The organism is Hymenobacter sp. J193, from assembly GCF_024700075.1.
In the GTDB taxonomy this organism is placed as follows: Bacteria; Bacteroidota; Bacteroidia; order Cytophagales; family Hymenobacteraceae; genus Hymenobacter.
Genome location: NZ_JAJONE010000001.1, coordinates 623,732 through 638,736, shown reverse-complemented (window position 1 = coordinate 638,736; position 15,005 = coordinate 623,732). Strand labels below are relative to the sequence as shown.

General features: G+C 52.9%; 14 protein-coding genes and 1 tRNA gene. 5 read left to right on the top strand and 10 right to left on the bottom strand.

What is annotated here, in order from left to right; genetic code table 11:
- Positions 1 to 13 precede the first annotated feature (13 nt).
- Positions 14 to 547: an SH3 domain-containing protein gene (locus LRS06_RS02715; protein WP_257870068.1), complete on the bottom strand. Its 534-nt coding sequence runs from the start codon at positions 545 to 547 to the stop codon at positions 14 to 16.
- Between the two features lie 270 nt (positions 548 to 817).
- On the opposite strand from LRS06_RS02715, the gene LRS06_RS02710 reads away from it, so the two are divergent.
- A tRNA-Lys gene (locus LRS06_RS02710) sits at positions 818 to 890 on the top strand.
- Between the two features lie 477 nt (positions 891 to 1,367).
- The gene (locus LRS06_RS02705; protein ID WP_257870067.1) at positions 1,368 to 1,523 is read left to right on the top strand and encodes a hypothetical protein; all 156 of its coding nucleotides are present in this window, start codon (positions 1,368 to 1,370) and stop codon (positions 1,521 to 1,523) included.
- Positions 1,524 to 1,772: 249 nt separating this feature from the next.
- Here the strand turns inward: LRS06_RS02705 and LRS06_RS02700 are convergent, their stop codons facing one another.
- The 3 genes from LRS06_RS02700 to LRS06_RS02690 all read right to left on the bottom strand — a co-directional run bounded on the left by LRS06_RS02700 (position 1,773) and on the right by LRS06_RS02690 (position 4,828).
- A complete protein-coding gene (locus LRS06_RS02700; RefSeq protein ID WP_257870066.1) occupies positions 1,773 to 2,024 on the bottom strand; it encodes a hypothetical protein in 252 nt (83 codons plus the stop codon).
- Positions 2,025 to 2,464: 440 nt separating this feature from the next.
- Entirely contained in the window at positions 2,465 to 3,328 is an 864-nt protein-coding gene (locus tag LRS06_RS02695; protein ID WP_257870065.1) for an ATP-binding protein, read from the bottom strand.
- Positions 3,329 to 4,474: 1,146 nt separating this feature from the next.
- On the bottom strand, positions 4,475 to 4,828 hold the full coding sequence (locus tag LRS06_RS02690; RefSeq protein ID WP_257870064.1) for a hypothetical protein: 354 nt from the start codon (positions 4,826 to 4,828) through the stop codon (positions 4,475 to 4,477).
- 262 nt (positions 4,829 to 5,090) lie between these two features.
- On the opposite strand from LRS06_RS02690, the gene LRS06_RS02685 reads away from it, so the two are divergent.
- The 3 genes from LRS06_RS02685 to LRS06_RS02675 all read left to right on the top strand — a co-directional run bounded on the left by LRS06_RS02685 (position 5,091) and on the right by LRS06_RS02675 (position 7,417).
- Positions 5,091 to 5,810 (top strand): XRE family transcriptional regulator, encoded by a 720-nt coding sequence (locus LRS06_RS02685; protein WP_257870063.1) that lies wholly within the window; start codon positions 5,091 to 5,093, stop codon positions 5,808 to 5,810.
- 75 nt (positions 5,811 to 5,885) lie between these two features.
- Entirely contained in the window at positions 5,886 to 7,139 is a 1,254-nt protein-coding gene (locus tag LRS06_RS02680; protein WP_257870062.1) for a site-specific integrase, read from the top strand.
- A complete protein-coding gene (locus LRS06_RS02675; RefSeq protein WP_257870061.1) occupies positions 7,133 to 7,417 on the top strand; it encodes a hypothetical protein in 285 nt (94 codons plus the stop codon). Before LRS06_RS02680 ends, LRS06_RS02675 begins: the two co-directional genes overlap by 7 nt.
- A 663-nt stretch (positions 7,418 to 8,080) precedes the next feature.
- On the opposite strand, the gene LRS06_RS02670 is transcribed toward LRS06_RS02675, so the two are convergent.
- The 6 genes from LRS06_RS02670 to LRS06_RS02645 all read right to left on the bottom strand — a co-directional run bounded on the left by LRS06_RS02670 (position 8,081) and on the right by LRS06_RS02645 (position 14,922).
- Positions 8,081 to 8,614: a hypothetical protein gene (locus LRS06_RS02670; RefSeq protein ID WP_257870060.1), complete on the bottom strand. Its 534-nt coding sequence runs from the start codon at positions 8,612 to 8,614 to the stop codon at positions 8,081 to 8,083.
- A gap of 10 nt (positions 8,615 to 8,624) precedes the next feature.
- Positions 8,625 to 9,236 carry a type II toxin-antitoxin system MqsA family antitoxin gene (locus LRS06_RS02665; RefSeq protein ID WP_257870059.1) on the bottom strand — a complete coding sequence of 204 codons (612 nt, stop codon included), beginning with the start codon at positions 9,234 to 9,236 and terminating at the stop codon, positions 8,625 to 8,627.
- A 517-nt stretch (positions 9,237 to 9,753) separates the two neighbouring features.
- On the bottom strand, positions 9,754 to 10,473 hold the full coding sequence (locus tag LRS06_RS02660; protein ID WP_257870058.1) for a M48 family metallopeptidase: 720 nt from the start codon (positions 10,471 to 10,473) through the stop codon (positions 9,754 to 9,756).
- 100 nt (positions 10,474 to 10,573) lie between these two features.
- Positions 10,574 to 11,053, bottom strand: coding sequence for a hypothetical protein (locus LRS06_RS02655; RefSeq protein ID WP_257870057.1), 480 nt, complete (start codon positions 11,051 to 11,053; stop codon positions 10,574 to 10,576).
- Between the two features lie 307 nt (positions 11,054 to 11,360).
- Entirely contained in the window at positions 11,361 to 11,657 is a 297-nt protein-coding gene (locus LRS06_RS02650) for a hypothetical protein (RefSeq protein ID WP_257870056.1), read from the bottom strand.
- Between the two features lie 205 nt (positions 11,658 to 11,862).
- The gene (locus LRS06_RS02645; protein WP_257870055.1) at positions 11,863 to 14,922 is read right to left on the bottom strand and encodes a type I restriction endonuclease subunit R; all 3,060 of its coding nucleotides are present in this window, start codon (positions 14,920 to 14,922) and stop codon (positions 11,863 to 11,865) included.
- Positions 14,923 to 15,005: the final 83 nt, after the last annotated feature.

Sequence of the window (15,005 nt, the reverse complement as noted above, 5' to 3'; positions counted from 1 at the left end):
AGCAAGAGAAAAGCTACTCGACCAGCAGCAGATTGCCTTGGCGGATGTAGGCTGTCTGACCATGCCAGAGGACTTTGTACCAGATATCCTGCCGGCCCTGCACGACCAGCCGGTCACCTGCTGCGGCCACGGTAAGCCAGCCGGCACCGGCACTTGGTCCGCTCATTATCACCGCCTGGGTGCGGCAAACCAGCCCAGTCTGCTCGGGCTGAAACACATTTACAAAGCCTGCTAGCAGGGCTACGTACAACCCGAATGCAACCCACCAGCCGACCTCCACATGCCGGTGCTTCAGGAGCCGCGCCAGCAGAATGGTGCCTGCAGCTACAGCCACCGTCAGTAGCACCTCTAGTAAGAGCATATAGTATCGTTCGAGGCTCAGCCGGATGCTGGATTGCCAAGAGGAGGAATAGCCTTCCAGTCGGTTGGCCTGGGCCAACTCAATCATCTTATTCCAGGTAGCGGCAGTTGGCCAGCGTCGTTGCGCTACTGCCAGGTAGTAGAGGGCGGCCGGGTAATGGCCCTGTTGTTCCTGAATGTAGGCCATTCGCACCAACTGACGAGGGCTTGTCTGCCGGGTTTGGCGCAGCAGCTGGCGATAATGCGGGTAAGCCTGGAGCAGCTGCCCGGATTCAAATAAAGAATCGGCTTTTTGAAGGCTTGGGCTATCCTTTTGGGCCCTAACAGGTTGGCTTAGCAACAGCCCAAAAAGAAAAAAAAAGTACAGCTTTTTAAGCAAAACGTTTGCAGGATACGACAAGGCCCTCTACTTTTGTGCCACAATCAGCGAATAAGCAACGCCGGTTGCAAAGTAAAGGATTCTGTAGCTCAGCTGGTAGAGCAGTACACTTTTAATGTACGGGTCCTGGGTTCGAATCCCAGCGGAATCACGAAAACCCTCTTAGCACAACGCTAAGAGGGTTTTTTATTTTCTGCCAACGTTTAAGCCAACGGTTAGTTTTTAGTCATGTAGTTCTTGTCTTGACTTTTTTGGGTGGATAGGGGAGAAGTGAGTAGCTTGAGCTAACTGGGAGATTTCATTTTTCCCTAGTCAATTATCTCATCAGGCAGCATAGCTCAGTTACATTTACCCTTTATTGTTATCCCACCTATGCTTATCCCCGAGCAACGCGCCCACCAGATTATTGATGAGCAGCTTCAGGCCGCCGGCTGGTACATCTTCGACAATGGGAAGCAGAACCTCAGCGCCGGATCAACCAGCACTTCACCCTCAAGACCAATCCCCTCAGCCGCCCCACCTCGACGACTTCGTGCAGTGCTACAGCCAGCCCGGCGAGGTAGTTAAGCAGGTATAAACCGAGCGGTTCAAGTCCTTTACCTACGACGAGCTGCTGGCCCGTGACAAAGTGAACCTCGACATCTTCTGGCTCAATGACGAAACTCTGGCAGATAGCGCTTCACTACCGGCACCGGATGTATTGGCCCAGGAAATACTGGAGAACCTGCAGGCAACGCTGGCGCAGTTCAGCTCTATTGCGGAGGAGTTTGAGATAAGCGAATAAGCAAATGATTACCTCCTGCTTTACTTACGCAAGCCTGGAAAAAGAACCGCTCAAGAACAACGGCCACCGGTTACTCGGTGGCCGTTGTTCTTGAGCAGGAGGGAAGGGATGCCTTCTCCTTGTTTGTTACTATATACTTTATGTGTTTGAAGGCTACTATCTAACTATTAATGGGTTATCAGAAACATGGCTGGTAGTTATATCCGTTCTTAAACGTTTATATAGCGGTTCTGAACCGTTTGCAAACGGCTATATCCGTTCGCGTAGCTGGTTCATCCACCGGCGGCTGAGGTACTCGGTGTGCAGGTCATCGGGACCGTAGTACACGAGTTCAAGCAAGACGCTGTCTACCAGCTTACCCATCTCGATGATGTCGTTGTAGCGATGGTGCGCCGCATTCTGCGCGCTTTGCAAGGCGGGGTGGTATGCGTAGAGCATCCGGTTGTTTTGCAACTGCGTCTGGAGCTGGCGCAGTTGCGGCACCGGCACACGTTGTTCCACGATTCGCAAGAAGGGCTCTGCGGCTGCGCGGTAGGCTCGTTGCAGGTCTTGCTCGGTCGGCGGGATGTACCAGTACGCGGCCGGGTGCGGGGTGAAGTCGTGTATAAAATTACCGACTCCGCTCACTGGAAAGGATACGTACCGGTCATCATAATTGTGAAGCGTAACGGAGCGGGGTTGCAGTTGGTCGCGGCGGTGTTGCGAGCGGCAGGCCGAACTGCAGAACTGCTTGTCTTTGCGGCCAGTAAAGACGAAGCCGCAGCGGCATTGTTTTGTCGATTGCATCGAGAATAAAAGATTAGAATGAAGGAAACGTTTGTGCACGGATAGAGCTGTTTGTAAACGATTAGAACCGTTTATAAACGTTTAGACCCGTTTGCAAACGGTTCCAAACGACTCTGTGGGGCATGCGAACGGGTAGTCAATGAACACGTCAGCGGTTAAGCGCGGCGGTCTGGGGCCCCATCGGGAAAGTTGATGATGTTGAATAGCCCACGGATGCGGGAGCGGCACCGCGGCCCGTAGATGCTCCCAATGCCAGGAATGAGATTTCCTGCTTCACCTTTGTAATCATCAAACCTAAGGTTGGTTGTCATGTGTGTGGCGAAACGTGGCATTTTTCCCGCTACCACTGCATCATCACGAGAGGAAATAATGTCTTCCATCACATTCATCTCTTTGCCAAAATGCTTGGCTTGCCAGTCTTCAGTACCTAAGTCGTCGAAACAAGCACCTGCCTGGGTTCGATAATTATATTGATACTCTTGGCCATGGATGATATCAACCACACTTTTATAGCGAGATAGTGCTTCTGCACCTCCGCCGTGCACCGCACTGTAGCTGCTGACAATCTCGCGGCAGGGGTGTACTACATATGGGAATCGGGGATTCCGAGCAAATACTGTCAGTAGGCTGGTTTTGCCACAGCCCACAGGACCACGCAGTAGTAAGCCTTTATTGAGCTGGTAGCCGTTTTCCTCAAAACGGGCGTCCTCTGCAAAATACTTGCAGAGCAAATCAAGTACCTGGCAATTATGCTCATCTTCCTCGAAAGGCCTGTCTAATACCTGTTTTGCTTCTTGATGAAACCACTCCTTAATATCCTCGGCTGAAAAGGGTTGGGGCTTAGCAGTCATCTTGAGCCGTTGGGTATACCAAATAGTATAGGCTTGAGTGTATTTTTGCTGACGCGCTGCCTGAAGTAACCGCTCTATTTCCCAGTCATGGAGCGTCAATTCTCTGGAGGGACTCTCATAAAATTGATTAGGAGCCGGAATTTCCAGTTGAATTTTAAGCGTGGTCATTCGCGTAGCTGAGACGGGCTGGGAGAATGGTTCGTTGGCTGGCAGCAGGGAGGTTAGCAGAACGGGAGTGTGTAGCTTGTGCATGGGAATGTTTAGATGGCTGACAGAAGTTGATCCACCGTCCAGCAATGGTGTACTTAATTATTTCAATTGCTTTCTGCTCGGAGCCTTTAGCAAGCCCTGCTAGACTATCGAGCCCAGCTTGCTCACTTACATCTCCCAGATAAGGTCTTTTAGCCTCTCGCAGCCATTCTCGCCATAGCACCCAGTTTGTTTGAAAGGCACTGGTGTTGAAAGGCAATTTCAATGAAGTTGAGAGGTCAGCTAAGGCATTCATTTGATGAGAAGTGCCCTCTGAGCAGGAGGGGGACAGTGCAATGTTAGCTGAGGCATGAGAGGCGTGAGGCTCTGGGCGACTATTATCACTGGCAGTAGTTAATTTTTTTTTATTTCCTCTCTTATTTAAAATTTGCACGCTCGCCCCAGAGGCGTGAGCCTCTAGTTTCGTTTCATTTATTTTTGACTTAGAGTAGTAATGGCTATTCTCAGGGGGAAACTGTGGCGATAAGGGAGGAGAATCCCCTAGGAAAAAGGGGGTATTTAATCCCCCCCTTTTGCAAGGCTTTTCTGCCAGAGTTTTCTGTTGGTGGAGTTAAAAAATACTGAGTAGTGCATCCCCGTCCTTGGCCATTTCGATAATCGATAAGTCCAGCTTCTTTAAGCCGCCTACGCGCTGTATCGAATGGATCTTTGCTGCGTAAGCCTAGCCTTACCAGTAAGTCATCCACGGAGTAATTGAAAGGATTCTTCCATCCTAGGGTATTACTTCGGTCAATGAGACGAAAGTAGATGGCAACTTCGAGTGGCGTGAATGAGAATTCTAGATCTTTTGTCCAGAAGCGAGTAATCAAGAGGATGTAATTCATTAGTAATGTGCGTTTGAAGTTAAAAAATGAGCGCAGGTAGCTTAGAGTAGGCACACAGAGAGCCCTGCACTCAAAATGAGCTTGGTTTGCATTGAGGAAAGAAGGGGGGAGAAACCTCTGGGCGCCTTAGCACACAGGGTATTTAACCAAATACATATAGCCAGTCACCGTGTATGACAGTTTTCAGCACTAGCTGAGCACTGCTCTAAAAGCTTCAATGCTATTGTTGGATACTATAGATACTATGTTGCTCACGTTGCTCCAAGTCTCCTAAAAAGTAACGAACGGCCTTTTCACTAACCCGATATGCTTTTTTTGCAGCACAGATGTAAGCAATTTTTCCTTCGGTAATCAATAATCTGGCGGTACTGACGCCTACTTGCAAGCGCTTGGTAAGTAGTCCATCATAAGGCAAGGAAGGATCTGGCTCGCCTTCGATGCGGTAAAGCACCATTAGAGCCTTCTGTTCCGCCTCAGCATCAGCTTGGCGTTGGAGTTGAGTTTCTAGCAGTTTTGTTTCAAGCGCTTCGTTTTCAATTTCGAGGCGGCCGTTGGAAGTAATAAGCCGGAGCATAAAGCAGTGATATGTATGAGGGTTAATGGAAGAGGACAATCATGAAAGAGTGATTACTAACCGCATTCTAGACGGTACACTAGGGAGGTGAGTAGTAAGGCATTTCTTAGATGTTTAAAGTTGATAATGGTTGACTTTAGCGAAGTTTCGCCTTACTTTGTGGGCCTCATTAAAATCGGAAGCCTATGCAAACGTATAGAATACGATTTTATAAGTCAAGTAAAATCAAGTAAAATTTTACAATAATAAGTAAACCAAAAACATGGCTATGAATGAAAATGGTGAAGTGCCTTTCTATGAGAGAGTTAGGGCAAGGAGACGAGAGTTGGGACTCACTCAAGAAGAGTTTGGTCAGCGTATTGGGATAAGTAAAGCGGCTGTGTCGGCTATTGAGAAGGGAAAAAATGCACCTGGACCAGAGACTTATAGCCGAATGGTGAGTGAGTTTAACCTTGGTTCAATTCCTTCAGTCGGTTACATCCAAGAAGATGTAGATGTACCATTCTCAAATGGGTTAAAGCTGCCAGCTGCTAGAGGATATAAGGTGCCGTACTTAGAGCGCATTCGCCGTGACGAAATGATAAAGAAGGCATCACAGGTATTCACGAATCAAATTGACCTATATAATGGCCTGTCTACCTATCCATTAGGATTGCCCAAATTTAGTAAGCCCTATGACGGGAGCTTTGTTGTTGAGATAGGCAGCGACGATGCAATGCAGCCACTCTTAGGAAGTGGGTCTAAAGTTTTAGCCTGGCCTGTAGCTAAAGAAGAGTGGGGATACCAGGCACCAGGAGTCTATGTAGTCTTAACCAAGGATAGGATGATGGTTAAACGATTGAAGGACAATAGTCTCAATGAGAAGAAGAAGCTGACGCTACATCCAGAAAATACTAACTCAGGTTCAATTTTGACACTTTCAGAAAATGAGCTAGTAGCCATATGGAAAGTAGAGCGAATCGTTGATTCTCCCATCTCATAATAGGCAAGGCTTACTATGAAATATAACAATGTTCTGTAAAAGTCAACTTAAGTAAACTATATACTTTAAAGGTAGATGGAGCTGGTATTTCGTATCCGTCCTGAGCGTACCGATAAAAAGGGGCGTTCAGCTATTACAATTGACATTCACTGGGCTGGTGGGAGGCTGCAGCTTGCTACTGGTGAAAAGGTACAGCCTATTCACTGGCAGCCAACAAAGAGTAAGCGAGTAAACACCAAAGAGCCTGATTCAGCTAAATTGAACTTGGCACTTGACTCGTTGCAAACCCGGATTACAAAGCTCTTCACACTTGCTGAGGCAAGCGGGCAACCTGAGTCAAGCGTTTCTGCTAATGATCTGCGCGGCGCCGTTAGTAATAGCACTGTTCCTATTGAAGTGTCAGTGGTAGAAGCACCTCGGCATGACCTTGTATCCTTGCATGCTCAATGGAAACGTGAAAACGCCGGGCTTGCAGCACATACATTGAGGCGTTACGATCAAGTTATTTCGCACCTAGAGAAATTCCGTGCTGGCTTAACGGTCCACCAGCTCACTCGGCAATTGGTAACAGATTACCAAGTTCATCTACAGCAGTTGGGCCTGGCCGACTCCACTTTTTTAAACCATGTTAAGTTTTTACGTGAGGCCTATCGAACAGCAGGCTTAGCCGCCCCTAACTATTTAAAGTTTAGGGCTCCTGAAGCTAGACCTGTAGCACTACGGGCTGAAGAGTTTTTACAGCTAGTGCATCACAAATTTACTCCTTCCCAACAAGGCCTTGCTGACGAGCGAGACACATTCGTTTTGCAAACGCTAGTACTACTCAGGGATTCTGATTTGCGCCGACTGCGCCCGGCGTATGTTCGTCCCTTATTACTACAAGGATACGCAGAGCCGGTACCGGTTGTAGAAATGCCGCAGAAGAAAACCGATGAAGAGGTGGCAGTGCCACTGCCTCCCTTGGGTGCTGCTATATGGGAAAAATATGCAGGGCGTTTGCCTCTAGTTGCTCAACAAAACCGCAATGAAAGGTTAAAGCACATGGCTGCAGTTGTCGGCTTAAACCGCGAGTTTGTAAGCGTGCGTTGGGTCGGTGGTGAAATGCATGAAACAGCAACACCGTTATCCGCTGTAATGACGACTCATGTGGCCCGACATACAGGGGCAGACCTTTTGTTAATCGGTTCTCATGGTGATAGGAACCTAGTGGAGGTAGCATTAGGCCATACTCGCTATACATATGGTCGTGATTCTATCGTCCGTTACGGACCCTCTATCTTAGATGCTTGGATGCGCGTATTAGGGGCTATCTGTTCTCATGAATGTTAATCATTGATCATCGCGTTGTCAACATCGTCTGCCGCATTCCTGACGACCATCCCGACGCTCAACACCTACGCCACAAGCTGACCATCATCAACCAGAAGCACCGCCGCGGCCTGCTCACCGACGCCCAGGCCGAGCTGCAGCGCCACGAGGCCCAGCAGGCCATTCAACGCCAGTTCCAGCCCGACTGGCAACCCAGCAAGGCCGCCCAGCAACAAATCAGCCAGCGCCACCAGCAGGCTACCCTACGCTTCGCCGAGAAGTTAGGCCTCGAACTTTAGTACCTCGGTGCCTGAAAGAAAAACGTGGTGCGTGTAAATCACATCATGCAATGTGAATGGCTGCCGCCTGTTGCTGAAGCAGACTAACGCAGTTTCCGGTTATTTAGTAGCTCCTCCAGCGAGTAGTACCGCTCGCCAGTGTTGTTATCAGTTGGATGGGGCTTAAGCGGTAGTGGTCCCAATGTTGGCTGGTAACCATCTGGATTATCCTGCTGCGGTGTGAGCACGTAGAAACGCTGTACCTTACGATAGTCGCCCTTCAGTCTAGTAGTTACAGCCTGCATGTAGCTACTTAGACGCACTTGCTGGCTGATAGGAAGCTGTATACTTAGCTTAACAAGCTGGGCAGAAAGAGGCTGCTGTGGATCAAGGATTAAGCCCGCCGGCGACACCACCTGATAGAGCCAGTGCATATGGCCACCCCCTGCCTCCCGGAAAGTCAGGTACCCATTCGGGTTCTGGCAATAGGGCTCTACTATGTCCCGGTTCAACTGTATGCTGTACACGCCATGCTTATGCGTGTACTCACTACTCTTGCCAATGGGTAGGGATAGTACAGTTCGGTCCATGATCAAGCCAAGAGGTCAAAGAGGAAGTTAGCTGCCGCCAGTTGCCCATAAAAGGCTGTTAAATCACCGTAAATTCCAGCGTCTCAAAACAGTATTAGCTCTTCTTCCGGGCCCTCGGTTTAGCTGGTTTTTTTAGAACCGGTTTTTCCTGGGCATTCTGCTCCGCGATCATTCGCTTCACCGACGCCTCCAGCAGTTCCACCGGCCACCGTAGGGGCAGGGAAAAGCCGTGCAAGGGCGTATCCTGCACTTTGCTTAATAACATGCCACGGGCCGTTGAGTAGGCCACGCCTCCTAGCATCACCATCATTTCGTGAGTTGGAATTGGGTCGGACGTCGCTTCAATCGTGGCCAAATGTTCATCCAAGTTGTCTACCTGAAAGTCAAAGTACAGTTGAAAGCGTCCGGCTACGCCCGTGGGCTCGCCCTCTGGGCACAGGCCTTGGCAGTTCACATGCACGATGTAAGAGATTCGCTTCTCAGCCGTTGTGAACTGCGGAAACAGCCAAGCCTGCTCCGGAAGGGCAATGCGCTCCACCACTCGTCCCGAATCGTCGGCTGAGCTGATGCAGCACTCCAGAAAGGTGGCCGTTACTAAGTGTATTTGCTGTAAATCAGGAGCTGCCATAATGTGTGCTTTATGCAGGCTGTGCTTCACTTTCGGCTGTCTTCTGACGCGCTCTTGGTCGTAGCTGGCCACCCATGTAAACCACAGCAGATCCTCCCTGTAAGGCCAGCAGCTGCCGCACCTGCTCGCGTGGCAGCTCCTGCTGCACCCGGGGCAGCACTATTACTGGGGCAACTGGCTCCTCTGCCAACGCCTGCAGCTTGCGCTGCGTGCGTGCTGGCAACTCCGCCCCGCGCTGCGCCAAAATGGCTGCCAGTCCCTGGATTGAACAGACCAGCTGTAGCAGCAGCACATTCGAGTTCGAGGGCATTTCGCCGGCTTCGTACTGCCGCCACTGGTTCACACCCAGGCCCAGCAGGTCCGACATTTCCCGCATACTCAACTCCAACTCCTCGCGGCGGTACCGCAACTGCTCAGGCGTTGGAACCCGGTGCGTTTCGCGCCATTGCGCGTGCAGGCGGCTGATAAATTCCTCGTCCTGCTCGTTGGTCGTGAATTGCTCACCGGTGTCCTCACATTCGTACACCGGAGCCGTTACCTCAAATTGTTCGCCGCGAAAAGTATAGCGTTGCGTGTCCTGGATTTCTCGGACAGCACCGCCAGTGAAAGGGCTAACCATCATGTAAGTCAGAAGAAAAGGGGGGAGGGGAAGTAACAGCTGCCACCACGGCCTCACGGCCGGAATGGAAACCGGAGCGGGTGCTCTTCAGGATGAAAGGAAATGCAGATAGGGGCGCCGTTGAACTCGCCGAGCTGCATCTTGATGTACACCATTATGCCGCTTACCAAGGTGCCGAATACCCAAAGCTGTCCTTTTCCGGGGGGTGGGTTGTCTGTATCCGGCGAGGTCCTTGGCAGTAGTCATAGTACGTGAGACGACGGATATAAGGTAAACGGTCAGCTGGTCGGATATCCAGGTCCAGCAAGGCCTGACGATTCTTCGGACGATTCAGAAAGACAATCGGTAGAGAAGTAGGATTAAAATCCATCCGACTGTGCAAATCCCGTAGAAACTGCTCTATCTTGGCTTGAGCAGGTAACGAATCAGTGTCCAAAACTGTGATACTTTAAGCGTAAATGCAACGAAAAAGTTGCAAATATTTTTTCAAATTTTGTGTAACACTTCTGATTCGGGCCCGTCATCCTGCCACAAATGCCGCAAGTTCCCCTCCATTCAACTCCTCCCGGTGCAGCCGCCAGTTCGGCATAAACTGATCCAGCAGCGTCCGGAAACGCTCATTATGCTTCCGCTCCAGCAGGTGAATTAGCTCGTGCACTACCACGTACTCCAGCAGATGTGGGGCCACCTTGGCGAGTTCCAGGTTCAGCCACACCCGCCGGGCCTCTATGTTACAGGTGCCCCACTTGGTTTTCATCAGCTTCACCTGCCAATCCTGTACCTGCACCCCAATGCGGGGCTCCCACTTGGCAGCCAGCGCCGGCAGCTGCTCCTTCATCTGCTCCCGGTACCAGCCTTGCACCACCCGACCCCGCGCCACCTCGTCACTACCGGGGCGCACGTAGAGCGTCATGTGGGAGTTGCCACGTAGCTCAATCCGGTTGAAGCCCGTGGTGATTTCGCGCACCTCCAACCTGTAGCGCCGCCCCCGGAAGTAGTGCGTTTCCCCATCCACATACTGGCGTAGCGGCTGCCGCTCTTGGCTCTCAAACTTGGCTTGCTGAGCGTGTATCCAACTCAACCGCCCAATTACCAGCCGCCGCACTGCATCGTCGTCCACTTGGAGAGGAGTAGCTACCCGCACCTTGCCATCCGGCGGCAAAACAGCCAGGTGCACATTGCGGATGTTCTTGCGGATAATGTCAACCTGTAAATCCCCTACCAACAGCTGCTCGACCATACCTGCAAAATATACTAGGCTGTCCTGAAACAGCGTATTAAAACGTGTGCTTTTTTACCAAGCGAAGTGCCACGGATGCGTTTGGGCTATTTGTCAATTCTCAGAGCTTCGTTTGCAGAAAGCGTGCAAGCACCACGTAGGCAGTCAGCATCAGCAGCATTTTCAAGATGAAAAAGCCCCAGGTAACTTTCTCCAGCAGGGGCGGAGCATGTACATCTTTTGTCTGCAGTTCCCGCTTGGCTGTCGCTTGCGCAGCAGCAGCAGTCGAATCTATACCCCGAGCCTGCGCAGTTTCATATTCCCGCTTATACAGGGCATCGGCCTGGTTTTCGCGGATACGGTAGAACATGTATAGCCATATAGCCTTCACAATATACTGAACCAAATCCAGGCCTAGCCCCAGCACCGCTAAGAGCAGCGCCCAAACAAGAGGCATCGGCAAAAGTGTTTTAGCCCCTTCTGGGTTCTTGAATATCCATACTGCGGCCACCGCCCCTAGCCCCAGATTGCGGGCAATATCCTGAGCCTGCTTTGCCGTCTCGCCAAAATCAGACAGGTAGGACTGTAATGGCTTTTCCATTGCGCTTATTCTGGTATCGGCCCTGTGCCTCTGGTTTTAAAAGAGCCCGGGCCACTCTTTGCCGAACTACGTCCCGATAGTTTACCCCCGGAAGAATAGGTACGAACTTCTTTCTTCGCTGGAGGCGCTGATTTCTTCGCGGGGGATGATGTAACTTTTTTTGGAGACGAGCCGCCCGTAGTTTTCGGGGTAGATGATTTTTTAGCCATCAGATAAAACTTGAAGTTTAGTGATGTACAAGGTAGAAATAACCGAACTAATCAATTATTACAAACTCTAGGCTGCCAACCTACATGCACTACAGCGTTTAACGCTTCTGGCGAGCCAGCGCAACAGTACGATGCGTTCCTACACCGTGTAAATCACGCACATATTCCATCAAGTCTTTCCAGGCTTGCCCGTTTTTTACTCTGTTGTCAAATAGCATCCTTCGCACTTTTCCTTTAGTGTCAGTAATGTGAGCAACCAATACCGTCCCGTCTATGCCAAATTCCTTTTTGTCCTCACTATCAATGCTCCAACCATCATGCTCCTCAAGGCGGCACTTGATGCCGTTCCACTCTAATATATTTCCCGGTACCCTCTGCCTGGTTTGATCCTGCACATAAGATGTGTATCTGACGCTGTTCGGGGTCGATTTGTAGAAGGAGGTTTCGATGTGATACAGTATAGTAGGAAGGTTAGACTGGTTCTGGGGCTGGTAGACATAACCGTCCGCGCAGATGCAATAAAATGCGGCGCTTGGAGCAGTCAAATTGGTAGATGCTGTAGTCAAAATTGAGGGGTGTGTTTTAAATTTCTGTATCAGTTTACTTGTACTCCCCGTGCAGCCGCACCACTTCCAGGAGCTTCTCCGCAGCTTCCTTGCTGAGCCCGCAGGCTACCACGGCGTTGCGCACCTCTATTTCCTTGACCCGGCTGCCAATCCAGTTGTCCTTCTTCACATACTGAATAGCGGCATCTGCCGCCAGTGCCAGCTCCTCGTTGCTGTCGAGTAGGTTGTAGAGAGCTTTGCGGCCAGGCGTGTCCACGGCGGCGGGGTAGGCCGGGCCGGTAGGCTTCTGCTTCTCCTTCATCTGCCGGCACATCTCCGTAATCTTAGCCAGATACTCCTCGTAGGCTTGGGCACCCTTGCGCCGCTCTTCCACCAGTGCCTCCAGCAGCTTCGACATCGACTCGTAATAGGTCGGGTCCGTAGCCGATTCCTGGATGATGAGGCGGCGCACGTTGTTGGCAATGGTTTCGGCCATGGCCTCCTTGCTGGCCCGCATCTTCTTGGGCAGGCCCTTGGTGGCCTCATCGGCTCCGTACTGCACTATCATCTCAATCAGCCCCAGGTCTTCCAGGTCGCCCAGCTTCTCGCTGTCCTCGGCCTTCACGTACATGTCCAACAGCTGCCGCATGTCGGGCTCGTAGGCCTTCAGGTCGGGAGCTTCGCCGCTCGCAATCTTCACCATTTCGCGCAGCTGCTCGTAGTGGTTCACCTCGTACTGCACCTGCTTGGCTTCGGCCTCATCGTAGCCCGCCGCCGGCAGTTCGGCCGCCAAATCCACGTAGGCGTGCAGCAGGGCCGAGGTGTATTTGTACAAATCCTGACGGCGGCCGGCGGTTTCGCGCAGGTCGTCGGCCTTGGCGGGGTTGCCGCAGAAGTAGCCGATGTACTGCTCCTGGGTAGGCGCGGTGCCCGCCGGCTCGCACAGCACCCGCAGCTGCTCGCGTACCTCCTCCAGCCGCTTGCGGCCGGCCGTCAGGCGGTTGGTCAGCAGCCCCTCCACGTCCTTCTTGTCGTAGCCGTCGAAGGCCCCCAGCGTGTAGTCCTTGATGGCCGACTTCAGCGACTCAAACAGGTCCTTATAGTCCACCACGTAGCCATATTCCTTGTCCTCCCCATCCAGCCGGTTCACCCGACAGATAGCCTGGAACAGCCCATGGTCCCGCATCTTCTTGTCGATGTACAGGTAGGAGGCCGAGGGGGCGTCGAAGCCGGTCAGCAGCTTGTCCACCACAATCAGCAGCTTCATCTGGGCGGGCTCGTCCACAAACTGCTTCTTCACCCGCTGCTCAAACTCGGCCGCCGACTCCTTGCCCAGCATCTTCTGGTAGGTTTCGTACTGCTGCAGCTCACTGGTGGCCGCGCCCGTGCCCAACGCCTGGCCCTTGGCGTCGCTGATGTGGGGCTCGTAGCTGGTCACGATGGCGCACTTCGTAAAGCCGTTGCTCACGAATAGCTCGTAGTACTTGCAGGCCTCGTAGATGCTGCCCGCCACCAGCATGGCGTTACCGCGCCCGCTGTGCAGGCGGGGCTTCAGGGTCATGTCCTCGATGATGTCCTTCACAATCACCTCCAGCCGGCCCTTCGAGCTGAGCACCTGCTGCATGGTGCCCCACTTCTTTTTCAGGGCCGTGCGGGTGTAGTCATTCAGCCCCGAGGTTTTGGCCTCAAACCAGGCGTCTATCTTCTTCGGCGAGCCGATGTACTGGTCGATGTCGCGGGCCTCGTAGCGCAGCTCCAGCACCACGCCGTCGCGCACGGCCGCGTCCATCTTGTAGGTGTGGATGAAGGGGCCGAAGGTTTCCAGCGTGCTGCGCTTGTCGGTTTTGAGCAGGGGCGTACCCGTGAAGCCCAGCAGCGTGGCGCCCTCGCCCAGCAGCTGCTTCATGGCCTCGTGCAGCTTGCCGCTCTGGGTGCGGTGACACTCATCCACCAGCACCCACAGTTCGCCCTTGGCCTTGAAACCGGCGCTGCCGGCGGCACTGGCCAGCTCCTGCAGGTACTCCTCGTAGCCGGCATCGTCCTTGCGCCTTCCGAACTTATGAATCAGGGAGCACAGCAGCCGCGGCTCAGCCTTGTTGAGCTGCGTCACCAGGTCCTTGCCGTTCTTGGTGCGGTAAATGGTTTCCTGGACGCCGTTGAATACCTTCTCAATCTGCTCGTCCAGCTCGTCGCGGTCCGTGAGCAGCAGCACCCGGGCCTGGGGGCGGGTTTCCAGCAGCCACTTGGTCAGCCACACCATGGTCAGGCTTTTGCCCGAGCCCTGGGTGTGCCAGATGACGCCGCCTTCCTTGCGGGCCACGTAGTCGCGGGCGGCCAGCACCCCGAAGTACTGGTTAGGTCGGCACAGCTTCTTAATGCCCCTATCGAATATAACAAAGTCGTGCAGCAAACTCAGCAGCCGCTCCCGGTTGCACAGCTGCGTCAGGTGCTTGTCTAGGTCGTGGGCGGGCTCCTCGCCGTCTTCCAGCCACTCCAGGTAGTAGGTGGCCGTGGTGCCGGTGGTGCCGTAGCGCAAACCCTCGGTGTCGGAGCCGGCCATTACCAGTTGCATGGTCGAGAAGAAACCCTCGATAAACAGCTTCTGCTGATTGTCCAGGTTCTGGCGGATGCCCTCGTGCACCGATACTGTGCTGCGCTTCAGCTCCAGCACGCCCACGGCTATGCCGTTGAGGTAGAGCACCACGTCGGGGCGCTTGCTGTGGCCGCCGGGGCCGGGCAGCACCGTTACTTCTTGGGCCACGCCGTACTCGTTTTCCAGCGGGGCGTCCCAGCGCACCAGCTTCACCGTGACGTGCGGCTTGCCGGCCTCGGGCTGGACGGGGATACCGTAGCGCAGCAGCTGGTACACGGCCTTGTTGCGCTCATACAGGCTGACCGTCACGTTGTCAGCGGCCTGGTGCAGCTGGTGCAGGGCCCCGGTTATCAGGGCATCGGCGTAGCCCTGGCGCTTGAGGTAGTTGCGCAGCAGCTGGTCCTCGATGGGCGAGGTACGGGGCTGATTTTCCCAGTTGCCCAGGTAGGTGTAGCCGGGCAGGTCGCGCAGCAGTTTCACCACCCGGTTCTGGGTAGCCCGTTCTTTATCGCCGATGTTCATAAGGATAGAAAAGTATTCATGCTGAGCATGTGGCGCATCAAGCCAGGGTCCGGAGGTGCAGTCGAAGCATCTCTACCGCTTCG